The organism is Kitasatospora sp. NPDC048286, from assembly GCF_043201735.1.
In the GTDB taxonomy this organism is placed as follows: Bacteria; Actinomycetota; Actinomycetes; order Streptomycetales; family Streptomycetaceae; genus Kitasatospora.
In genome coordinates this window covers 605,664-627,709 of record NZ_JBICZE010000006.1, presented here as the reverse complement: position 1 = coordinate 627,709, position 22,046 = coordinate 605,664, and the positions used below count along the sequence as shown (strand labels likewise).

19 protein-coding genes, 1 rRNA gene, 1 pseudogene and 1 riboswitch are annotated in these 22,046 nt (G+C 71.8%); of the genes and pseudogenes, 11 read left to right on the top strand and 10 right to left on the bottom strand.

Annotated features, from left to right (window positions below; translation table 11 throughout):
- The 4 genes from ACGF13_RS18275 to ACGF13_RS18260 all read right to left on the bottom strand — a co-directional run.
- A 16S ribosomal RNA gene (locus tag ACGF13_RS18275) occupies window positions 1-88 on the bottom strand; the annotation flags it as partial.
- A 423-nt stretch (window positions 89-511) separates the two neighbouring features.
- Window positions 512-1,588 (bottom strand): threonine aldolase family protein, encoded by a 1,077-nt coding sequence (locus ACGF13_RS18270; protein WP_392875748.1) that lies wholly within the window; start codon window positions 1,586-1,588, stop codon window positions 512-514.
- Window positions 1,585-2,343, bottom strand: a complete 759-nt coding sequence (locus ACGF13_RS18265; RefSeq protein WP_392875745.1) for an SDR family NAD(P)-dependent oxidoreductase — start codon at window positions 2,341-2,343, stop codon at window positions 1,585-1,587. The genes ACGF13_RS18270 and ACGF13_RS18265 overlap by 4 nt, the downstream gene beginning before the upstream one ends.
- Complete coding sequence (locus ACGF13_RS18260; protein ID WP_392875742.1) at window positions 2,340-3,740, bottom strand: DUF6421 family protein; 1,401 nt, start codon at window positions 3,738-3,740, stop codon at window positions 2,340-2,342. Before ACGF13_RS18260 ends, ACGF13_RS18265 begins: the two co-directional genes overlap by 4 nt.
- 541 nt (window positions 3,741-4,281) lie before the next feature.
- Here ACGF13_RS18260 and ACGF13_RS18255 point away from each other — a divergent pair.
- The 5 genes from ACGF13_RS18255 (at window position 4,282) to ACGF13_RS18235 (ending at window position 8,750) form a co-directional block, all read left to right on the top strand.
- Window positions 4,282-5,169, top strand: coding sequence for an ABC transporter substrate-binding protein (locus ACGF13_RS18255; protein ID WP_392875739.1), 888 nt, complete (start codon window positions 4,282-4,284; stop codon window positions 5,167-5,169).
- A 131-nt stretch (window positions 5,170-5,300) separates the two neighbouring features.
- Complete coding sequence (locus ACGF13_RS18250; protein WP_392875826.1) at window positions 5,301-6,122, top strand: amino acid ABC transporter permease; 822 nt, start codon at window positions 5,301-5,303, stop codon at window positions 6,120-6,122.
- Window positions 6,119-6,877 (top strand): amino acid ABC transporter ATP-binding protein, encoded by a 759-nt coding sequence (locus ACGF13_RS18245; protein ID WP_392875737.1) that lies wholly within the window; start codon window positions 6,119-6,121, stop codon window positions 6,875-6,877. The genes ACGF13_RS18250 and ACGF13_RS18245 overlap by 4 nt, the downstream gene beginning before the upstream one ends.
- 193 nt (window positions 6,878-7,070) lie before the next feature.
- Complete coding sequence (locus ACGF13_RS18240; RefSeq protein ID WP_392875734.1) at window positions 7,071-7,625, top strand: DUF5134 domain-containing protein; 555 nt, start codon at window positions 7,071-7,073, stop codon at window positions 7,623-7,625.
- Between the two features lie 177 nt (window positions 7,626-7,802).
- On the top strand, window positions 7,803-8,750 hold the full coding sequence (locus ACGF13_RS18235; RefSeq protein ID WP_392875731.1) for a M56 family metallopeptidase: 948 nt from the start codon (window positions 7,803-7,805) through the stop codon (window positions 8,748-8,750).
- A gap of 58 nt (window positions 8,751-8,808) precedes the next feature.
- Here ACGF13_RS18235 and ACGF13_RS18230 read toward each other — a convergent pair whose 3' ends face one another.
- Window positions 8,809-9,243, bottom strand: coding sequence for a MarR family winged helix-turn-helix transcriptional regulator (locus ACGF13_RS18230; RefSeq protein WP_392875728.1), 435 nt, complete (start codon window positions 9,241-9,243; stop codon window positions 8,809-8,811).
- 85 nt (window positions 9,244-9,328) lie between these two features.
- On the opposite strand from ACGF13_RS18230, the gene ACGF13_RS18225 reads away from it, so the two are divergent.
- Complete coding sequence (locus ACGF13_RS18225; protein ID WP_392875725.1) at window positions 9,329-10,861, top strand: MFS transporter; 1,533 nt, start codon at window positions 9,329-9,331, stop codon at window positions 10,859-10,861.
- Window positions 10,862-11,088: 227 nt separating this feature from the next.
- Window positions 11,089-11,694 (top strand): TetR/AcrR family transcriptional regulator, encoded by a 606-nt coding sequence (locus ACGF13_RS18220; RefSeq protein ID WP_392875722.1) that lies wholly within the window; start codon window positions 11,089-11,091, stop codon window positions 11,692-11,694.
- A 79-nt stretch (window positions 11,695-11,773) separates the two neighbouring features.
- On the opposite strand, the gene ACGF13_RS18215 is transcribed toward ACGF13_RS18220, so the two are convergent.
- Window positions 11,774-12,640: a helix-turn-helix transcriptional regulator gene (locus ACGF13_RS18215; protein WP_188297256.1), complete on the bottom strand. Its 867-nt coding sequence runs from the start codon at window positions 12,638-12,640 to the stop codon at window positions 11,774-11,776.
- A gap of 418 nt (window positions 12,641-13,058) precedes the next feature.
- Here ACGF13_RS18215 and ACGF13_RS18210 point away from each other — a divergent pair.
- A pseudogene (locus ACGF13_RS18210) lies at window positions 13,059-13,523 on the top strand (ATP-binding protein); the annotation flags it as partial.
- A gap of 448 nt (window positions 13,524-13,971) precedes the next feature.
- On the opposite strand, the gene ACGF13_RS18205 reads toward ACGF13_RS18210, so the two are convergent.
- On the bottom strand, window positions 13,972-14,235 hold the full coding sequence (locus ACGF13_RS18205) for a DUF397 domain-containing protein (RefSeq protein ID WP_392875719.1): 264 nt from the start codon (window positions 14,233-14,235) through the stop codon (window positions 13,972-13,974).
- A 558-nt stretch (window positions 14,236-14,793) separates the two neighbouring features.
- On the opposite strand from ACGF13_RS18205, the gene ACGF13_RS18200 reads away from it, so the two are divergent.
- From ACGF13_RS18200 to ACGF13_RS18190, 3 genes are all read left to right on the top strand, one after another.
- Window positions 14,794-15,753: a sirohydrochlorin chelatase gene (locus tag ACGF13_RS18200; protein ID WP_392875716.1), complete on the top strand. Its 960-nt coding sequence runs from the start codon at window positions 14,794-14,796 to the stop codon at window positions 15,751-15,753.
- Window positions 15,754-16,267: 514 nt separating this feature from the next.
- A riboswitch (cyclic di-AMP (ydaO/yuaA leader) is annotated at window positions 16,268-16,429 on the top strand.
- Complete coding sequence (locus ACGF13_RS18195) at window positions 16,416-17,720, top strand: transglycosylase family protein (RefSeq protein ID WP_392875713.1); 1,305 nt, start codon at window positions 16,416-16,418, stop codon at window positions 17,718-17,720. Its footprint overlaps the riboswitch before it by 14 nt.
- Before the next feature lie 274 nt (window positions 17,721-17,994).
- Window positions 17,995-18,195 (top strand): hypothetical protein, encoded by a 201-nt coding sequence (locus ACGF13_RS18190; protein WP_392875710.1) that lies wholly within the window; start codon window positions 17,995-17,997, stop codon window positions 18,193-18,195.
- A gap of 97 nt (window positions 18,196-18,292) precedes the next feature.
- Here the strand turns inward: ACGF13_RS18190 and ACGF13_RS18185 are convergent, their stop codons facing one another.
- The 3 genes from ACGF13_RS18185 to ACGF13_RS18175 form a co-directional block, all read right to left on the bottom strand.
- Window positions 18,293-19,312, bottom strand: coding sequence for a LacI family DNA-binding transcriptional regulator (locus ACGF13_RS18185; RefSeq protein ID WP_392875707.1), 1,020 nt, complete (start codon window positions 19,310-19,312; stop codon window positions 18,293-18,295).
- A gap of 25 nt (window positions 19,313-19,337) precedes the next feature.
- On the bottom strand, window positions 19,338-21,035 hold the full coding sequence (locus tag ACGF13_RS18180; RefSeq protein WP_392875705.1) for a glycoside hydrolase family 13 protein: 1,698 nt from the start codon (window positions 21,033-21,035) through the stop codon (window positions 19,338-19,340).
- A gap of 73 nt (window positions 21,036-21,108) precedes the next feature.
- Window positions 21,109-22,008, bottom strand: coding sequence for a sugar ABC transporter permease (locus tag ACGF13_RS18175; RefSeq protein WP_392875702.1), 900 nt, complete (start codon window positions 22,006-22,008; stop codon window positions 21,109-21,111).
- Window positions 22,009-22,046 lie beyond the last annotated feature (38 nt).

Sequence of the window (22,046 nt, the reverse complement as noted above, 5' to 3'; positions counted from 1 at the left end):
TCCACCCCGAAGGGCTTCACCGTTCGACTTGCATGTGTTAAGCACGCCGCCAGCGTTCGTCCTGAGCCAGGATCAAACTCTCCGTGAATGTTTACCCGTAATCGGGTCGACACCCGCGTTGAGCGGCACGGCAACCACCGGAATAGGGCGGCCCCGCGCACTGCGTCCTCGCTAGTGTTTATTTCAAAAGGAATCTCCAACCCCAGGAAACCTGAGGCCGGGGATGTCAACATATCTGGCGTTGACTTTTGGCACGCTGTTGAGTTCTCAAGGAACGGACGCTTCCTTCGGGCCGCCTTCCAGCGGACCCTCCGGGCTTCGTTCTTTCGTGTTTCCAGCTTATCAGATGTTTTCCGCTCCGTTTTCCGGAGTTTCATTCATCGGATTCGCTTTCCGCTTTGTCGCCCCAGTCTCCCGCGGCGACTCCGGAACTGTACGGGGACCGGCCCGCCACATGCAAATCGTCCCGCCCCGCTGTCGCGGGACGGGACGATCCGTCGTTCGAGCGCCGTCAGGCGCGGCCCATCTCCTCGACGATGGCCGCCGCGAAGGCGTCGATGTCGGCCTCCGTGGTGTCGAAGGCGCACATCCAGCGGACCTCGCCGGTGTGCTCGTTCCAGAAGTAGAAGCGGTAGCGCTTCTGGAGCCGCTCGCTCACCTCACGCGGGAGGATCGCGTACACCGCGTTCGCCTGGACCGGGCGGACGACCTCGACGCCGTCGATCTTCCGGACCGCGGCCTCCAGGCGGCGGGCCATCGCGTTGGCGTGGCCGGCGTTGCGGAGGTAGAGGTCGCCGGAGAGCAGCGCCTCGAACTGGACGGAGACGAAGCGCATCTTCGAGGCGAGCTGCATCGAGGTCTTGCGCAGGTACTTGATGTTGCGCACCCGCTCCGGGTTGAGCACCACCACGACCTCGCCGAACAGCAGACCGTTCTTCGTCCCGCCGAAGGAGAGCACGTCGACGCCCACGTCCGTGGTGAAGGCGCGCAGCGGCAGGTCGAGCGAGGCGGCGGCGTTGGCCAGGCGGGAGCCGTCCACGTGGACGAGCATGCCCAGCTGGTGGGCGTGCTCGGTGATCGCACGGATCTCGTCGGCGGTGTAGAGGGTGCCGAGCTCGGTGCTCTGGGTGATGGAGACCGCGAGCGGCTGCGCGCGGTGCTCGTCGCCGAAGCCCCAGGCCTGCTGGTCGAGCAGCTCGGGGGTGAGCTTGCCGTCCGGGGTGGGGACGGTGAGCAGCTTGATGCCGCCCATCTTCTCCGGTGCGCCACCCTCGTCCACGTGGATGTGGGCGGTCTCGGCGCAGACCACCGCGCCCCAGCGCGGGAGCAGCGACTGGAGGGCGACCACGTTGGCACCGGTGCCGTTGAAGACGGGGTAGGCCTCGGCCTTCTCGCCGAAGTGGCGGCGGAAGACCTCCTGGAGGTGCTCCGTGTAGTCGTCCTCGCCGTAGGCGACCTGGTGGCCGCCGTTGGCGAGGGCGATCGCGGCGAGGATCTCCGGGTGCACGCCGGCGTAGTTGTCGCTGGCGAAGCCCCGGACGGCGGGGTCGTGCCGCCGTACCGCGTCCGTACGGGTGGGGTCGGTCATCGTGGGGTCAACCACAGGTGCTGTCCGTTCAGTTCTGCTGCGGGGCGGTCCCAGAGGCCCGCGAGGTGTCCGGCGAGGTCGGCGGTGTCGGTGAAGCCGGCGAACTTCGCCTCCGGCTTCTCGGCCCGCATCTCGGGGCTGACCAGCGCCTTGATGACCAGGATCGCAGCCGCCGCGGTGGGCTCGCCGTCGGGGGCGGTGGTCTCCTTCTTGAAGGAGTCGGCCATGGCGAGGGTCCACGCCTCGGTGGCGGCCTTGGCGGCCGCGTAGGCGGCGCCGCCGGCGGTGGGCTTGTGCGCGGCCGAGGCGGAGATCATGGCGTAGCGGCCGGCGGTGCTGCGGACCAGCGCGGGCTGGAAGGCCAGCGAGGTGTGCTGGAGGGTGCGCACGACGGTGTCGTGCAGGAAGTCCCAGTCGTCCAGCCGGCTGTCGAAGAAGGTCTTGCTGCCGCGCCAGCCGCCGACCAGGTGGAACAGGCCGTCGACGTGGCCGTGCTCGGACTCGAGGTGGTCGGCCCAGTCGTGGACCTCCTGCGGGTCGAGCAGGTCGATCACCTGGCCGCTGACCTTGGCTCCGGGGACGGCCACCCGGGTGGCGTCCAGGGCGGACTCCAGCCGCTGGGGGTCGATGTCGGCGCCGATCACGGTGGCGCCGTCGGCGGTGAGGCGGCGCAGCACGGCGCGGCCGGCCGGGCCGCTGGCTCCGGCGACGGCGATGACCTTGCCGGCCAGCGGGGCGTTGGTGGAGGTGGTCACGCGGCGGCTCCCTGGATCCCGGCGCCGGTGATGCCGGCGGTGGCGGCGATGACGCCGCTCAGCTTCTTGTTGAGGGCCTCGTAGAACATGCTCAGCGGGAACTCGTCCGGAAGCACGGCGTCGCACAGGGCCTTGTTGAGGGCCTTGCCCTCGGTGATGTCGAGCGGCAGGGCCTCGGTGCCCTTCGCCCAGGTGGAGGCCGGGTGCGGGGTGAGGTAGCGGGAGACCAGCTCGTAGGCGGCGATCCAGTGGGCCGACTTGGGCCGGTCGATGCCGTCGCGGTAGAGGGTCTCGATCTCGGCACAGAGCGCGTTGGTGACCTGCTGGGCGCGCTCCCAGTCGATGCTGAGGCGGTTGTCGCGCCAGCGCAGCGCGTCGTGCTTGTGCAGGTAGGCGAAGAGCAGCTGGCCGCCCATGCCGTCGTAGTTGCGCACCCGGTCACCGGAGACCGGGAAGCGGAACAGGCGGTCGAAGAGGACCGCGTACTGGACGTCGCGGGCGTGCGGGTTGCCCTCGGCCTCCAGCTGCACCGCCTCCTTGAAGGTGGTGAGGTCGCAGCGGAGCTCCTCCAGGCCGTACATCCAGAACGGGCTGCGCTGCTTGATCATGAAGGGGTCGAACGGCAGGTCGCCGTGGCTGTGGGTGCGGTCGTGGATGAGGTCCCACAGGACGAAGGTCTCCTGCGCGCGCTGCTGGTCCTCGAGCAGGCCCTCGGCGTCGGCCGGGATCTCCAGGCCGAGCTGCTGGACGGCGCTGGTGGAGACGGCGCGGAAGCGGGCCGCCTCGCGGTCGCAGAAGATGCCGCCCCAGGTGAAACGTTCCGGCGCCTTGCGCACGGCGACCGTCTCGGGGAAGAGCACCGCGGAGTTGGTGTCGTAGCCGGCGGTGAAGTCCGTGAAGGTGATCGGTACGAACATCGGGTTGTCGAAGCGGGTGCGCTCCAGCTCGGCCAGCCAGTCGGGCCACACGACGCTCAGCAGGACGGCTTCCAGGTTGCGGTCCGGGTTGCCGTTCTGGGTGTACATCGGGAAGACGACCAGGTGCTCGAGCCCGTCCTCGCGCTGGTCCGCGGGGTGGAAGGCGAGCAGCGAGTCCAGGAAGTCGGGCTCGCGGTAGCCGGTGTCGGCCCACTTGGCGAGGTCCGCGTCGACGGCGGCGAGGTAGGCGGCGTCGTGCGGGAAGTTCGGGGCGAGCTCCTCGACGGCGGCGCGGACGGTGGCGACCAGCGGGTCGACCGTGTGCCGCTGGACGGCGGACAGGTCGATCGAGCCGTCCTTCGACTGGAGCGGGCGCAGCGTCTCGACGGCCTCCTTCAGGCGCAGCCAGGCCGGGTGGCCGGCGAGGGTCGAGACCGGGGCGTCGGCCGCCACAGCGAGCCTTGGCGAAAGATTCTGCATCGTGGACTCACTTCGACAGGAGTTATTTCAACGAGCACACCATAAGTACGAAAGGTTCTCCTGTTCAAGGGGGTCAGGACCGACAAAACTCCCGTGCACTGCCGCTCCGGCGTCGAAACCTTCGGCGGGAAGCGGGTTGTCCGGCATGTGGACTGAGATCTGGATGTTCTGGACAGATGTGCCGTTGTGATGCGAACCTCCCCGCATGCTCCCGGCGGTGATCACGGTGGCCGAACGCCACGACGGCCCCTTCCGGGCGCCCTCCCGTCGGCACGTCCGCGGCCGGCACGTCTGCCGTCGCCGTCGCTCGCGCGGCCCGCGCTGCCGCTGTCGCCGCTGTTGTTGACCGGTTTGCCGCCGACCCGGCTGCCGCCGGTCCGGCTCGGGGGGCGCCGCGGACGCGCGCCCGTACGCCGACCATGCCGCGTGTGTTCCGGCGCCGCCACCGGGGGGAAGTGACCCGCCGGGATGCGGGCCGCCCGTCGCGCCCTCCCGTGCCCTCCTCGTTCCCGTCCCGCCGGTCCTTCCCTGGAGCCCCGTCATGACCCTCCGCAAGCCGTCCGCCGTACTGCCCATCGCCGCGCTGGTCGCCGCCGCGGCCGTGCTGACCGCCTGCGCGCCGCAGGACTCGACGTCCGACGCCGCCTCCGGCGCCTCGGGCGCGGCCGGTTCCGCGGCGGGCTGCGCGCCGGGGGCGCTGGCGACGCGCACCACCGGGACGCTGACCGTCGGCACCGACAAGCCCGCGTACGACCCGTGGTTCTCCGAGGACAAGCCGGAGAACGGCAAGGGCTTCGAGTCCGCCGTGGCCTACGCGGTCGCCGAGAAGCTCGGCTACCCGAAGGAGAAGGTCAGCTGGGTGGTCGCGCCGTTCAACAAGGCGACCGCTCCGGGCGCCAAGGACTTCGACTTCGACATCAACCAGGTGTCCGTCAGCGACGAGCGCAAGCAGGCGGTGGACTTCTCCTCCGGCTACTACGACGTGCGCCAGACCGTCATCGCGCTGAAGAACTCCAAGGCGGCGGGCGCGAAGAGCATCGCCGACCTCAAGGGCACCAAGCTGGGCGCGCAGGTCGGCACCACGAGCCTGGACACCATCACCGACACCATCAAGCCGAGCGTCCAGCCGGCCGTCTTCGACTCCAACGACCTGGCCAAGGCCGCGCTCAAGAACGGCCAGATCGAGGCCCTCGTGGTGGACCTGCCGACGGCCTTCTACATCACCGGCGCCGAGGTGCCCGAGGCCCAGGTGGTCGGCCAGTTCGAGGCGGCCGCGAAGGCCGAGCAGTTCGGCCTGGTGCTGGACAAGGGCTCCAAGCTGACCGGCTGCGTCTCGCAGGCGGTGGACGCGCTGCGCGCCGACGGCACGCTGGCGAAGCTGGAGAAGCAGTGGCTCTCCGACGCCGTCTCGGCACCGGTGCTGAAGTGAGCGCTGATCTGGGCCCCGGAGTGAGTGGGGAGTCCTCGGGCGGCGCGGGTTCGGTTGAGCTCGCCAAGGCGCCGGAGGGGCGGGCCGGGGCGCCGGCCGTCGAGGACGGCTACCGCCCGTCCGAGCGCCGGCTGGCGCACGAGGCGTACCGGCGTTCCCGGGCCCGCCGCTCGGCGCTGATCGCCACCGCGTCGACCCTGGCGACGGCCGTGGTGCTGTACCTGCTGGTCGTCAACTCCCCCGGCTGGGAGGTGACTCGGCGGACCTTCTTCAACCTCGACTACGCCCGCCAGGCGCTGCCCGAGGTGTTGCGGGGGCTGCGACTGAACCTGGAGCTGATGCTCGGCTGCGGGGCGTTGATCCTGCTGTTCGGGCTGCTGCTGGCGGTGCTGCGGACGCTGCGCGGGCCGGTCTTCCTGCCGGTGCGGCTGCTGGCCACCGCGTACGTGGACTTCTTCCTCGGGCTGCCGATGATCATCTGCCTGCTGGTGATGATCACCGGGGTGCCGGCGCTGCGGCTGACCGGCGTGACCACCGATCCGCTGCTGCTGGGCGGTGCGGCGCTGGTGCTGACGTACTCGGCGTACGTGTCGGAGGTGTTCCGCTCCGGCATCGAGTCGGTGCACCCCAGCCAGCGGGCCGCGGCCCGGTCGCTGGGGCTGACCAACGCGCAGGCGATGCGGTACGTGGTGCTGCCGCAGGCCGTCCGGCGCGTGGTGCCGCCGCTGCTCAACAACCTGGTGAGCCTCCAGAAGGACACCGGGCTGGTCTCGATCGGCGGCGCGATCGACGCGGTGTACGCGGCGAAGATCATCGCGGCCCGGTCGTTCAACTTCACGCCGTACCTGGTGGCGGGGCTGGTGTTCATCATCTTGACCTTTCCGCTGACCCGGTTCGCCGACTGGCTGACCGCCCGGATGAACCGCCGCCAGACGCAGGGAGGTGCGGTGTGACGTCGAGCGAGGTGCTCCGGCTGGAGTCGGTGCGCAAGACCTTCGGCGAACAGGTGGTGCTGCGCGACGTGGACATCACCGTGGCCGAGCACTCGGTGACGGCGCTGATCGGGGCCTCCGGCTCCGGCAAGTCCACGCTGATGCGCTGCGTCAACCTGCTGGAGGGGATCGACGACGGGGCGATCTTCCTGGACGGCGAGGAGATCACCGATCCGCGCGCGGACGAGGACGCCGTGCGGCGCCGGATCGGCGTGGTGTTCCAGTCGTACAACCTGTTCCCCCATCTGACGGTGCTGGAGAACATCACGCTCGCGCCGCGCCGGGTGCACCGGGTCGCCCGGGCCGAGGCGCAGACGCGGGCGCTGGAGCTGCTCGACCGGCTCGGGCTGGCGGCCAAGGCCAAGGAGTACCCGGACCGACTCTCGGGCGGGCAGCAGCAGCGCGTCGCCATCGTGCGCGCGCTGGCCACCGGGCCGCGGCTGCTGCTCCTGGACGAGATCACCGCGGCGCTCGACCCGGTGCTGGTCGGCGAGGTGCTGTCGGTGGTGCGGGACCTCAAGGAGCAGGGGATGACGATGGTCCTCTCCACCCACGAGATGGGGTTCGCCCGCGAGGTCGCCGACCAGGTCTGTTTCCTGGACGGCGGGGTGGTGCTCGAACAGGGGCCGCCGGAGCAGGTGTTCGGCGATCCGCAGGAGGAGCGGACCCGGCGGTTCCTCAGCCGGGTGGTCGCCTCGGGGCGGCTCCAGGGCTGAGCGCCCCTCGCGCCGGAGGCGGCCCTGGGGTGCGGCCGGGTGTGCGACAGGTGTGCGGCCGGGGCTTTCGCAACGGTGGGCACCACCGTGCGCCCCCGTACGCGCTCTGGTCGCGCGCTGCCGGGTGCGGTGATCGTGGACCGGACGTCCGTCGCCGCGCACGGGGGTCGCCCACCGCCCCGGGAGGCCGCCGTTGCACGGACCCACCCTGGTCAACTGGCTCCTCGCCCTCCTCGCCGCCGGGGCCGGCACCTCCTGCCTGACCCGGCTGCGCCACTCCCCCTGTGCCCCGGGCGGCACACACCGACCGCTCGCCCGGGAGTCCGACGCCGCCGAGGCCCTGATGGGGCTCGGCATGGCCGCGATGGCCATCACCGGCGCCACCGTCCCACCCGCCGTCTGGGCCGGACTCTTCGGCCTCCCCGCCGCCGCCTTCCTGCTCGCCGCCGCCCACGCCCCGGCCGGCCGGGCACACCGGCTGCACCACGCGGTCGGCGCGCTCGCCATGACGTACATGGGCCTCGCGATGGCGACCGCCTCCGGCCACGGGCACCGGCACGCCGCAGCCCTGGGCCTTCCGGCGCTGACCGGCGCGCTCCTCCTCTACTTCGGCGGCTACACGATCTGGACCGGAAGCCGGTTGCTGCGCACACCGGCGGGCACCCTCGCGGTCGGCACCGCCGGACTGCCGCAGGCCTGTCGACTCACCATGGGGATCGGCATGTTCGCCATGCTCCTGACCATGTGACGACCGCACACCAGGCCCGCCGACCCGCCTGCCGCCCCGGTCGCCGACACCCAAGGCCCCCGCGGTGGCGTGGCGTTGGTCACTGGCCCGTCGAAAGCCGTTCCACCGGGCGTCGCCAGCGCATAGGTTGGCAGGGAGCGCGCTGTCGCGTTCCGTGCGTACTCGGGGAGCCCATCGATGCCTGCCCTGATCGGCCTGCTGCTGCTCGGCCTGCTGCTCTCGACCGTCGCGCCCCGGCTGTTGTCCCGGGCCCGCTGGGCGGAGCGCGAACCGGTGCTGGCCCTGCTGGTGTGGCAGTGCCTGGTGGTGGCCGTGCTGCTCTGCTGCGCGCTGGGCCTGCTGCTGGCCGCCTCCGCCGCCCTGCCGGAACTGCGCGCGCTGGTGTTCGCGGGCGCACCGCACGGCGTGGAAGCCGCGTACGCCCTCCAGGACGGCGAGGGCTGGGGACGGCTGTGCGCCGCGGTACTGGCCGCGGGCGGGGTGCAGACGGTGCTGGCGCTCACCCGGGAGGTCCGCACGGCCAAGGCGCTGCGCGATCGCCGGCACGCCCAACTGTCGACCCGGTCCCCGGAGTTGCCGGACACCATCGAGGCCGCGCGGAGCCGCCGGGAGCGGCTGGTGGTGCTGGAGAACGTCCGCCCGGAGGCGTGGTCGCTGCCCGGGCCGGACTCCCGGCTGGTGGTCACCACCGGGGCCCTCCAGCAGCTGACCGACCGGGAGCTGGCGGCGGTGCTGAGCCATGAGCGGGGCCACGTCCGGGCGCGGCACCACTGGCTCCAGCAGTTCGCCCAGGCGCTCGCCTCCGGTTTCCCCGGGGTCGGCGTGTTCAGGGCGTTCCGGGACCAGGTCGCGGAGCTGGTCGAGCTGGCCGCCGACGACCGGGCCGCCCGTCGGCACGGCCGGCACACCACCGCCCTCGCGCTGGCCGAACTCAACCTGGACCGTGGAGTGTTCGGCTCCTGCCCGCCCGGCCTGGCGCAGTCCCCGAAGCGGGTGGACCGGCTGCTCGCGGGCCGTCCGCGACTCTCCGTCCCGCACCGGCTGCGGCTCACCCTGGCGGCACTCGCCGCGCCCGCCGTGGTCCTCCTGCTGGCCGCGGCGCCGGGGCTTCACTCACTGCTCTGAGTCGCCGAGCGTCGCTGCGGGGCCGACTCCGCCCCAGCGAAGCATCTCTGACGAACAGTCAGTCGGTGGAGGATGGCAAGCAGGACGGACCGCGCCCGTCGCCGAGGGTCTCCTCCAGCACCTGGCGGTGGAGCGGCCTGGCCTGCTCGTAGCGCCCCCGGCCGGCCTCCGTGAGGGTGAGCAGGACACCTCGCCGGTCGCGTTCGCACATCGCCCTGGTGACCAGCCCGGCCTTCTCCAGGCGGGCGATCAGCCGGGAGAGCGCGCTCTGACTCAGGTGGACGGTGTGGGCGAGCTCGCTCACCCGCACCGCGGGCCTGCCGCCGCCGCACTCCTCGACGAGGCGCTCCAGCACCTCGAACTCGCTCATGCCCAGCCCGCACCGGTCGCCCAGCTCGCGGTCGAGCGCGCAGGCCGCGGCGGCCTGCCGGGCCAGCAGCTCGCGCCACTGCGCGACGAGACCGGCCTCCGCCGGGGAGTCGAGTTCAGCCACCCCGCCACCCTAGCATGCACAGGCAATTGTTGCAGCTACATTTAATGCCCTTGCATTCAATGCATGTGCATGTACTGTCCTCTCCATGACCACCGCGACCGTCACGTCACCCGACGCCCCGTCAACCAGCGGGCCGCACTGGACTCCCCGCCTCTGGGGCACCCTGATCGTGCTCTGCGCCGCCATGTTCCTGGACGCCCTGGACGTCTCCATGGTGGGCGTCGCCCTGCCGTCCATCGGCGCCGACCTGCACCTGTCCACCTCCGCCCTGCAGTGGGTGGTCTCCGGCTACGTACTCGGCTACGGCGGCCTGCTGCTGCTCGGCGGCCGCGCCGCCGACCTGCTCGGCCGCCGCCGGGTGTTCCTGGTGGCCCTGGGCGTGTTCGCCGCCGCCTCACTGGTCGGCGGCCTGGTCGACGACGGCGGCCTGCTGATCGCGGCCCGCTTCCTCAAGGGCGTCAGCGCCGCCTTCACCGCCCCGGCCGGCCTGTCGATCATCACCACGACCTTCGCGGAGGGCCCGGCCCGCAACCGCGCGCTGTCGATCTACACCACCTGCGGCGCCAGCGGCTTCTCGCTCGGACTGGTGCTCAGCGGCCTGCTCACCTCGGTCGGCTGGCGCTGGACCTTCCTGATGCCCGTCCCGGTCGCGCTGCTCGCCCTGCTCTTCGCCGTCCGGCTGCTCCCCCGGCCGGTCGAGGAGCGCGCCAAGGGCGGCTACGACGCGCTGGGCGCGATCACCGGCACCGCGACCGTTCTGCTGCTGGTCTTCACCGTCACCGAGGCCCAGGGCGCCGGCTGGCTGAGCCCGCGCACCCTCGGCTCGCTGCTCGTCGTCGCCGCGCTGGCCGCCGCCTTCCTCCGGGTGGAGAGCCGCACCGCGCACCCGCTGGTCCGGCTCGGCATCTTCCGCAACGGCTCGGTCGCCCGGGCCAACGTGGTCGCCTTCGCGATGACCGGCGCGTACGGCGGGTTCCAGTTCGTGGTCACCCTCTACCTCCAGCACCTGCTCGGCTGGTCGGCCCTGGAGATGGCCCTCGGGCTGCTCCCCGCGGGGGCCATCATCGCGCTCTCGGCCCCCTTCATGGGCCCGATCGTGGACCGCTTCGGCACCGGGCGGCTGCTGCCGATCGGCGTGTTCTCGCTGGTCGCCGCGTTCGCGCTGTTCCTGCGGCTGGACGAGCACAGCTCGTACCCGGTCCTGGTGCTGCCCTCGATGCTGCTGCTCGGCGTGGGCTTCGCGTTCGCCTTCCCCTCGGTGAACATCGCCGCCACCGCCGGCGTGGCCGACGAGGAGCAGGGCCTGGCCTCGGGCCTGGTGAACACCGCCATCCAGGTCGGCACCGCGGTGGTGCTGGCCGGAGCGACGGCGATGATCACGGCCGGCAGCGCGGGCGGCGACAGTCCGCAGGCCCAGCTGGACGGCTACCGGCCGGCGCTGCTGTTCGTCACGGCGGTCGCACTCCTCGGCCTGGCGGTCGCGGCGGTGGGCGCCGTGGTCGACCGGCGCCGCGCGTCGGCTCCCGTGACCGAGCCGAACCCCGTGACCGCGCCTGACCCCGTGAGCGCACCGGTCGGGTCGACCGAGACCCGGACCGAAGTCCTGACCGGGCACTGACCCCCCGGCCCCGCGCGGTCGGCATCCGGGCCGCGGGGCCATGGAGCCGGCTCCACCAAACCCCCGTGTCGGTGGAGCCGGCCGTCTTCGTGGCGGCCGCCCGGACCACGCCCCTCGGGGCACGGTTCCTCGGTGCGGCTTTCGGCTCCGCAAGTATATTGGCTCGAAACCAATGAACGTTCGGAGCAGACACGATGGCACCTCGCGGGGATTCGGTCAATGAGGAGATGCGGCAGCGCTCCCGCCGCCGCATCATGCGGGCCACCGTCGAGCTGGTCGACCAGCGCGGCTACGCGGGCACCACGCTGACCGACATCGCCGAGCGGGCCGGGCTCGCCCGCGGGCTGCCCTCCTACTACTTCGACGGAAAACGGCTGCTGATGCAGTCCGCGACGCACCGGATGATGCACCAGGCGCTGGCCGGCGCGCTGGCGGAACTGGCCCCCGACGCCTCCCCCGACGCCCGGCTGGCCCGGGCGATCGACGCCGTACTCGGACTGGCACTGGACCACCCCCGGGTGATGCGCTCCCACCTGGCACTGATCCTCGACCCGGACACCGGCGCCTTCGTCCAGGACCCTGAGCAGCAACAGCTCGGCGCGATCCTCCAGGGGCTGCTGCGGGACTGGGGCGCACCCGACCCGGTCGCCGAGCACGCGGTGCTGCGCAGCGCGCTGATGGGCGGTTGCATCGGGGTGCTGCTGCCGGGCGCCGAGATCCCGCTGGCACCGATCCGGGCCGACCTCTTCCGCCGCTACGACCTGCCCTGGGAGCTGGGCCGCCCGCCGCAGCCGTCGCCGCCGGAACGCGAACGGCCGCCGGCCCGCGGCTGACCGCGGGTGGACGGCCTGGCGACCGACTGCCGGGGGGCCTCGTGAGAGAGGCGGTTCACAGGCCCCGGACGGCAGCGGCTCAGCGTTCCTTCAGGATCGAGGCGAGCAGGTCGATCGTGCGCTCCGGCGTGAGACTGTCCACGCAGAGCCGTTCCATGACCTGGATGTAGGCGTCGACGTCGTCGCGCTTGTCCAGGTAGAGCGCACTGGTGAGCTGCTCCAGGTAGACCACGTCCGCGAGGTCCTGCTCCGGGAAGCGCAGGATCGTGAACGCCCCGGACTCGCCCGCGTGCGCGCCGAACCGGAACGGCATGACCTGGATCACCACGTTGGCCTGCTCGGCGACGTCGATCAGGTACTGCACCTGACCGCGCATCACCTTGGGCCCGCCGACCGGCCGGCGCAGCGCGGCCTCGTCGATGACCGCCCACAGGCGCGGGCTGGCGCCCTCGGCCAGCAGCTTCTGGCGGCGCAGCCGGAGGCTGACCCGCCGTTCGACCTCCTCCTCGCTGATGACCGGCCGACTCTGGCCGAAAACCGCCCGTGCGTACTCCTCGGACTGGAGCAGCCCGGGGATGAACTGCACCTCGTAGGTGCGGATCAGCTGGGCGGCCTCCTCCAGGCCGACGTAGGTCTGGAACCAGCCCGGCAGCACGTCGTTGAAGCTGTGCCACCAGCCGGACTTGTTGGCCTCGCGGACGAGGCCGAGCAGGGCTTCCCGCTCGATGCCGTCGTCCACGCCGTACAGGCTGAGCAGGTCGGCGACGTCACGCTCCTTGAAGCTGACGCGGCCGAGTTCCATGCGGCTGATCTTGGACTCGGAGGCCCGGATCGCGTAGCCCGCGTCCTCGCGGGTGATGCCGCGCGCCTCGCGCAGGCGGCGCAGCTGCGAGCCGAGGAGGATCCGGCGGACCATCGAGCCGCCGCCCGGCTGAACTGTGGTCATGCGGTCGAAACCTCCACCTAGGGCAAACAGCGCACAGTCTGCCATCAGTTGAGCGCTCACGGTGCCGATACTGACGGATGTTCCTATCAGTTCTACGCTCCACACACCAGGATGCACGTGCATTCGGCGCTTGCATATGCCAATAGTGCGACTGCACGTGAATCGACTCTTGCATCTGCAGTGAGCGCACACCACCATGGTGCACGTGCACCTGCACATCCCTGGCAATCCCGCGGGCTCCGCGTCGACCCCACGCGCGACTCCGTGCACCGACCCGACGGCGTCCCCCGCGTCATCGGGCGTTCGAGTGCGCGCGCGCCTGGTCGAGGGGGCGGCCGAGCGGCCGAGCGAGTCGGAGGTGACCGGCATGACCCCGGCGGGTCCAGCCGTGTCCGCCCCCTTATGGGAGGAGCTCTTCATGAGCACCGGTACGGCCTTGGCGGTTGACCCCCTTGTGGTCACCTGCACGCTCGCTCCTCGCTTCGAAGCCGTCAGAACCGCGCGCGACTTCGCTCGGAGCACGCTCCAGCGCTGGGGCCTGACGGAGCTGTTCGACGACGTCGCGCTGGTGGCCTCGGAACTCGTGACCAACGCGCTCCGGCATGCGATCGGCGCACGGCCCGACCCGTCGGGCGGCGCCCAGGGCGAGTACGACTTTCCCATACAGCCGACCGCGGACGGCCGGCTCCCGATCCGAATAAGCCTCGTGCACCGCGCACCCCAGGTGGTCTGCGCGGTGAGCGATCCGAGCAGCATCGGCCCGGTCGCCCGGGAGGCCGACTTCGTCGCCGAGTCGGGCCGCGGGCTGCACCTGGTGGAGTCGTTCAGCCGCTCCTGGGGCTGGCACCCGCTGGGCAGCGGCAAGGTGGTCTGGGCGATGTTCGAGGCGGAGACGGTCGGCGGCTATCCGCTGGACGGACACCCCGGGCTCGGCGGCCGCTCACCGCTCGACGGGCCCGTCGAGGTCGGCGGACGGCATCGGCGCTCGGCCTAGGACGGGCCGCGCAGGCGGGACGGACCCGTGCACCCGGGACGGACCCTGCCACCCGGGACGGCCCCTGCGCCTGACGGCGTGTGGCCGGTCGCGGGAAGCCCCGGGAGGACCACACTCCGGGCCCTTCCACCAGGCCCCGCCGAGACCTTCCGGTGCCGTCGGCCCGCGAGCGGCCCAGGGCGGCGGGACGGCCGCACGGCTCCTTGGGACGCCGCCGGACGAGGCCTCCGTAGCGGAGGTCGTCCGAAGAAGGGGTCGTCCGGAGCAAGGAAAAGACAAAGGCCGTCGTGGTGTCGGCACCCACGACGGCCCCCCGATGGTGGAGCACGGCGGCCGGTCAGACCGCCAGGTGGTCGAACTCCCCGTCCTTCGCCCCCAGCAGCAGGGCGGCGATCTCGGCCCGGGTGTAGATGAGGGCCGGTCCGTCCGGGAAGCGCGAGTTGCGCATCGCCACGTCGCCGCCCGGCAGGGCCGCGAACTCGACGCAGTTGCCCTGGGAGTTGCTGTGCAGGCTCTTTTGCCAGACCACCCCCTGGAGATCGGCGGCGGCCATCCCGTTGTAGGTGTCGTACGAACCGTGCGTGTCCTGCGAGTCGTGCATAGAAGTCTCCCGAAGAGCTCCGGAGTTGTCGTCCAGCGCGGCGCCCCCGGCACCGCCGAAACGAACGGACCGGCCCCGTACCGGTCCGGCACAACGCCTCACTTGACGCGATGATAGCTGCAGTGCACGTGCATCAGCACGAGACATTGCAGGTGCACGAGGCCTTTTATCCGCAGGCGCGAACTCTTCACGGACCCTTCTCCTGACGGTACGTAAACGGACATAGCCGATGGAATCGCCGAGTTTGCGATAACCGGCCGTGAGCACCTCCCCGCCGAATGTTGATCTTCGAATGCCGGGAGTCGCATGCCCGTGACCCTCAGTCAAACCACCCTCATGCTGTGAGACATCTCACGCGCCCCGGGTGCAACGCCCGCCCCTCGGATCACGTCGAGACAACCACGGGCGACCATGCGGGGGTTGGGCGAAGAATGTCCGGATTGTAGGCAAAGCGCCCGGACCGACGCCGAGGACGCACCGGGTCCGCACGGCGCTCACGTGAATCCCGCACGGCAGCCGACTGCAAGCCTGACGGGCAGATGTCCTACGATCTCCGGCATGAGCACCGCAGCCATCCCGGGCGCGCCACTGCCCGTCCGCACTCCAGGCTCCCGTGCGCGGGGGCGCCACCGTCGTCCCGAGCGCCCCGAGATCCCGGCCGGCGCCCCGGCCCTGGTGCTCGCCGTGCCCGCGACCGCCGGGCCCGAGTCCCGCTCGGTCGTCGAGGAGCTGCTCTCGATCGTCCGCACCGAGCAGAACGGCGTCCAGACCGCGGTCGGCTACCTCCCGGGTGACGGCACCGAGGGCGCGGACGGCGAGGACCGCACCGTGGCCGAGCTGCTGACCCTGGCCGCCGAGGCCGGGCTGCCGATGCCCGTCCTGGTGCCGCTGGTGCCCGGCCCGCACACCTTCCTGACCGAGCTTCACGCGCTCGCCGCCGAGTACGGCGCACCCGTCACCGACCCGCTGGGCCCGCACCCGCTGCTGGCCGAGGCCGTGCACGTCCGGCTGTCCGAGGCCGGGCTGGCCCGGGCCGACCGCGCCCGGCTGTTCGCCATCGCGACCGCCGCGGACGGCGTGGTGCTGACCACCGTCGGCGGCGAGGACGCCGCCGCGGCGGCCGGCATCACCGGCGTGCTGCTGGCCGCCCGACTGGCCGTGCCGGTCGTCGCCGCCGCGCTCGACGTGCCCGGCTCGGTGGCCGCGGCCGTCAACCACCTCAGGGAGACCGGCTCGCAGCGCCCGGCGCTGGCCCCGCTGGTGATCGGCCCGGAGGCGGACTCCGAGCTGCTCGCCACCGCCGCCGAGGAGACCGGCTGCCCGTCGGCCGCGCCGCTGGGCTCGTACCCGTCGGTCGGCCAGCTGATCGCCTCCACGTACCTGGCCGCGCTGCCCACGCCGTCCCCGGAGGACCTGGCGCGGGCCGAGGCGGAGGCGGCGGCCGCCGCCGAGGCCGAGGGGGTCGTGGAGGGTGCTCGCGGCGCCCACGCGGCCGCCGAGGCGCCCGCCGGGCAGTAGTCGACTCCGCGCGCCGCTCGGCGCGCTCCGAAGGGCCCGGAACGGCTTGCGTTCCGGGCCCTTCGCTTTACCCCTCCCACTCCCACCGCCCGAGCGTCGTCCCTCCCGGGTCGCCCCTCCCGTGCCACCCTCCCGCCGGGATGCGGACGACAATGACGCGAAAATGGCGCGGAATGTCCGTTCTGGCGGTATTTGAAACGGAATAGGGAGCGCGGGCCCAGGCGTTCGAATCGTGACCACTCCCCCACCGTCAGGGTGCGCCGACTCCGCGACTCGACGCGCCGTCACGTCAGCCCTGAGGTGAAGCCAGTTGTCGACTTCAGCAACGACATTGCCCGAAAACGATCATTTGCGATCATGGGTGGCAGCAATTTTGGCAGTTCCCACTAAACCGTGATGCACATCACAGTGGTTTGCAGTTTGAACTTGAGTCTGATTAACGTGCTCCCCGTTCGTGACCACACGAACCCGGTTCATCCGCGACGCCGAGTCCTGCCGTCGGATGTCCTGGCAGCGCGAAAACGCACCACGGCAGGAGCGGGGGACCCACAGGTAAGTCGCCCCGGACCGGTCTCCGGAACGGTCCAGGGCTAGGGGTGAAGCCGCGCCCACCAGCGCGGCCGGGCAACTCCAGCCCGAATCCGACAGCTCACCTCGCAGGCGTGGGAGAGGACTCCGTCTTCATGCTGCCCACCAACGGCACCAGCCTGCCCAGCCGCACCCGCCGCGTGATCGCCGCCCTCGGCGTCGCGGGCGTCGGCCTCACCGTCCCCTGCCTCACCTCGGGCACCGCCTCGGCCGCCTCCGTCGCCACCTGGGACAAGGTCGCCCAGTGCGAGAGCGGCGGCAACTGGAGCATCAACACCGGCAACGGCTTCTACGGCGGCCTCCAGTTCACCTCCAGCACCTGGTCCGCCTTCGGCGGCACCGCCTACGCGGCGCGCGCCGACCTGGCCACCAAGGACCAGCAGATCGCGATCGCCGAGAAGGTCCTCGCCTCGCAGGGCCCGGGTGCCTGGCCCGTCTGCTCCGTCAAGGCCGGCCTGACCAAGGGCGGCACCCCGGCCGCCGTCGACACCTCGGCGGGCTCGACCACGGGCTCGACCGCTTCCAAGCCCGCCGCGCCCGTCCAGAGCGCCAAGCCGGCCGCTCCGGCCGCGAAGCCCCAGGCCCCCGCCACGAAGCCCGCCGCGCCCGCCCAGGACGGCGCGCAGGCCACCGCCGGCTCCACCGCCTCCGGCAACCGAGGCGACTGGGTCCAGAAGCGTCAGCAGCAGGCCCAGGGCGGCGACTACACCGTGGTCGAGGGCGACTGGCTGTCCTCGATCGCCGACCAGCACAACGTGCAGGGCGGCTGGCAGCGGCTGTACGAGCTCAACCGCGGCACCCTGACCGAGGGCCCGGACACCATCTACCCGGGCCAGCAGCTGTCCTTCGGCGGTGCGAACGGCTCGGACTCCACCGGGTCGGACCGCTCCCAGAAGTCCGGCCAGTCCGCGAACGGCGGTGCCGTGAACGCCCAGCCGACCGCGCAGACCCCGGCCCCGGCCGCCAAGCCGGCCACCAAGCCCGCGCCGCAGGCCCAGACCCAGGCTCCGGCCGCCACCGGCAGCATGGCCGCCGCGGTCGCCTTCGCCGAGTCGAAGGTCGGTCAGGCGTACGTCTACGGCGGCACCGGCAACGGCGGCTGGGACTGCTCCGGCCTGACCCAGGCCGCGCTGCGCGCCGCGGGCGTCTCCGTCCCGCGCGTCGCCGCCGACCAGGCCGCCGCCAGCACCCACGTCTCGCTGGACAGCCTCCAGCCGGGCGACCTGCTGTTCTGGTCCAACAACGGCAAGGACTCCGGCGTCTACCACGTCGCGATCTACGTCGGCAACGGCAAGTACGTCGAGGCCGCCAACCCGAGCTCGGGCGTCCGCGAGCAGAGCATCGCCAACTGGGCCCCGGACTTCGCCGGCCGGGTCTGAGTACGGCGCGCAGTCGGACAGCCGACGGGCTTCAGCTGACAGGTAACAGGTAACAGGTAACAGGTAACAGGTAACAGGTAACAGGTAACAGATTTCATCATCTGTCAGCTGTCGCCCGAACGCTGACCACCCACGCCCCCGGGGAGAGTCTGGTCGCTCCCCCCGGGGGTTCCGGCGTACCTCCGGCCGTATCCCCGTGGTGGATCCCCGCTCCAACGGGCATGCTGCTGCTCTGCACCCGAGGACACCCGAGGACACCCGAGGAGGAGTCCACATGGCCCAGGTCACCGTCACCCTCGACGCGAACCTCGCGATCGACGTGATGATGCTCTCCGGCACCAAGAACCCCCAGGACGCCGTCGAACTGGTCCTGCGCGACTACCTGGCCCGCGGCCGCCGCACCGAGACCCGGACCGGCGACGCGGCCGACGGGCACCGTCTGACCGCCGACCGGCCGACCACCCAGGAGGGCTGACCACCCGACGGCCGCCACGACCGGCCGCGCGCACGCCGAAGGGCCCCGGAGGGCAACCGCCCTCCGGGGCCCGCGCGTCGGCCGCGGCCGCCGGGATTCAGCGCGCGCAGGCCCCCGTGGACCCGCGCATCACCAGCTCCGGCTGGAACATGAACTCGCCCCGCTGGGCGGCGTTTCCGCCGACCTCCTCCAGCAGCGCGTCCACCGCCGCCGTGGCCATCGCCTCGACCGGCTGGCGGATCGTGGTCAGCGGCGGCTCCGTGAAGGCGATCAGCGGCGAGTCGTCGAACCCGACCACCGACACGTCCTGCGGCACCGACAGCCCGCGCTGGCGCACCGCCCGGATCGCCCCGAGCGCCATCATGTCGCTCCCGCAGACGATCGCCGTGCAGCCCTTGTCGAGCAGCGCGCCGGCCGCCGCGTGCCCGCCCTCCACGCTGAACAGCGTGTGGTGGACGAGGTTCTCGGCCGATTCCGCGCTGTGCCCGAGCACCTCGCGCATCGCCGCCGTGAAGCCCTCGATCTTGCGCAGCACCGGCACGTACCGGCGCTGCCCGACGGCCAACCCGATCCGCTCGTGCCCGAGTTCGGCCAGGTGCTGGACGGCCATCCACATCGCGGCCCGGTCGTCCGGCGAGATGAACGGCGCGTCGATCTTCTCGCTGTAGCCGTTGATCAGCACGAACGGCACCCCACGCCCGGCCAGCCGGGCGTAGCGGTCGTGGTCGGCGGTGGAGTCGGCGTGCAGCCCGGAGACGAAGACGATGCCCGCCACTCCCCGGTCCACCAGCATGTCCACCAGTTCGTCCTCGGTGGACCCGCCCGGCGTCTGGGTGCACAGCACCGGGGTGTAGCCGTGCCGGCTGAGCACCTGCTCGATCACCTGGGCCAGCGCCGGGAAGATCGGGTTGCTCAGCTCCGGCGTGATCAGACCGATCAGCCCGGCGCTGCGCTGGCGCAGGCGGGTCGGCCGCTCGTACCCGAGCACGTCCAGCGCCGCCAGAACGGTCTGCCGGGTGGCGGCGGAAACGTTCGCCTTGCCGTTGAGCACGCGGGAGACGGTGGCTTCGCTGACCCCCGCCTGCGCCGCGATGTCTGAGAGTCGCGCCGTAGTCACGGTCCCAGAGCCTATTCCAACCACGTCAGACCGCCCACCAGCCGGTGCTGTCCGGTGCGAGCACCGTCTCGCCGCCGTCCACCACGAGGTCGGCCGAGGCGAGCAACAGCGTGCCCGGGGCCGCGATCCGCACCGGCTCCCCGGTGGTGTTCACGGTGCAGACGAAGGCGCCGCGGCGGAACGCCAGGGTGCCCTCGGGGCTCTCCAGCCACTCGACCCCGGTGCCGGCGCCGAGGTCGGGCTGGGCCCGGCGGACGGCCAGCGCGCTGCGGTAGAGCTCCAGGGTGGAGGTCGGGTCGCCGGTCTGCGCCTCGACGCTCAGCCCGGCCCACTCGGCCGGCTGCGGCAGCCAGGACGGTCCGCCGGCCACCGGGCCGAAGCCGTACGGGGCCTCGGCGCCGGACCACGGGATCGGGACGCGGCAGCCGTCGCGGTAGCCGTCCTGGCCGGCCTGGCGGAAGAACGACGGGTCCTGGCGGACCTCGTCGGGCAGGTCGGTGACGTCCGGCAGGCCGAGCTCCTCGCCCTGGTAGACGTACGCCGAGCCGGGCAGCGCGAGCATCAGCAGGGTGGCGGCGCGGGCGCGGCGCAGGCCGAGTTCGCGGTCGCCGGGGGTGCGGATCTGGGTGCCGAGGCCGGGTTCGTTGGCGAACCGGGTGGCGTGCCGGGTGACGTCGTGGTTGGACAGCACCCAGGTGGTGGGGGCGTCGACCGGGCGCATCGAGTCGAGCGAGAGGTCGATCACCTCGCGCAGCGCGGTGGCGTCCCAGTCGGTGCCCAGGTACTGGAAGTTGAAGGCCTGGTGCAGCTCGTCCGGGCGGACGTAGTTGGCGGTGCGCTGGACGGTCGGGGTCCAGGCCTCGGCGACGCCGATCCGCTGGCCCGGGTACTCGTCGAGGATCCCGCGCCAGCTGCGGTAGATCTCGTGCACACCGTCCTGGTCGAAGAACGGCATGACGTCGTTGCCGAGCAGCTTGAGCTGGTCGGAGCCGCCGAGGTCGGGCAGGCCGGGGGCCTTGACCAGGCCGTGGGCGACGTCGATGCGGAAGCCGTCCACGCCCATGTCGAGCCAGAACCGCAGGATCGAGCGGAACTCGTCGGCGACGGCCGGGTTCTCCCAGTTGAAGTCGGGCTGCTCCGGGGCGAACAGGTGCAGGTACCAGTCGCCGGGGGTGCCGTCCGGGTTCTCGGTGCGGGTCCAGGCCGGGCCGCCGAAGATGGACTCCCAGTCGTTGGGCGGCAGTTCGCCCTGCTCGCCCTTGCCGGGGCGGAAGTGGTAGCGCTCGCGCAGCGGGGAGCCGGGGCCCTCGCGCAGCGCGCGCTGGAACCACTCGTGCTGGTCCGAGGAGTGGTTGGGGACGAGGTCGACGATGATCCGCAGGCCCAGGTCGTGGGCGTCCCGGATGAGGGCGTCGGCGTCCAGCAGGGTGCCGAACATCGGGTCCACCGCGCGGTAGTCGGCGACGTCGTAGCCGGCGTCCGCCTGCGGCGAGGCGTAGAACGGCGAGAGCCAGACCGCGTCCACCCCGAGGTCGCGCAGGTAGGGCAGGCGGCTGCGGATGCCGGGCAGGTCGCCCATGCCGTCGCCGTTGGAGTCGGCGAAGCTGCGCGGGTACACCTGGTAGATGACCGCGTCCCGCCACCAGCCTCTGGACGCGCTGACGTTCGCCTCGTGAGCGGTGTCGGCGGCAGGCCGGGAGGTGTCGGCCAGGTTCTGGGTCATGGACGGTATCCCTTGGGGACTAGAGGAGCGGAAGGCGCTGGGATGTGGAGGCGCGTGACGACGCGGCGGCGCGCTACGACTTGGAGGCACCGGCGGTCAGTCCGGTGACCAGGTGGCGCTGCACCAGGTAGAAGAAGGCCGCGGACGGGATCGCGATCAGCACGGCGGTCGCGGCCATCAGGTTCCACTGGGCGTCGTGCTCGCTGACGAAGGTCTGGAGGCCCACGGCCAACGTGTACTTGTCGGAGCTGAGCATGAACGTGGAGGCGAACGGCACCTCGGCCCAGTAGGTGAGGAAGGAGTAGAAGGCCGCCACCGCCAGGCCCGGGCGGGCGAGCGGCAGCACCAGCCGCCAGAAGGTGCCGAACGGGCTGAGCCCGTCGACCCGGCCGGCCTCGTCGATCTCGACCGGGATGGTGTCGAAGTAGCCCTTCAGCAGCCAGGCGCAGTACGGCACGGTGGTGGTCGAGTAGACCAGGATCAGGCCGGTGTAGCTGTCCAGCAGGCCGAGTTCGGAGAGCATCGTGTACATCGGCACGATCAGCACCGCGATCGGGAACATCTGGGTGACCAGCAGCGACCACATCAGCGGCTTGTGCCCGGGGAACTTCATCCGGGACACGGCGTAGCCGGTGGTGGCGGCGAGCATCACGCCGAACACGGTGGTGATGCCGGAGACCAGCAGGGCGTTGCCGAACCAGGTGAAGAAGTCGGTGTCGGACAGCACGTGCTGGTAGTTCGACAGCGTCAGCTTGTCGAAGATCTGGCCGGGGTGGAGGTAGTCGGTCTTGTCCGGGCCGAGCGAGACGAACAGGATCCACGCGACCGGGAACAGCGCGATCAGGCCGGCCAGGATCAGGGTGCCGTGGGACAGTGCCCGGGCCAGCGGGCTGCGCTCGCCGCGGCGGCGGACCTTGGCGGGCCGGGCGGCCGGGGCCGCCGCGCGGGCCGGGACTTCGGTGGTGGTGCTCATCGGGTTACCTGCCTTCGTGGGTCAACTGGGTCCGGGGC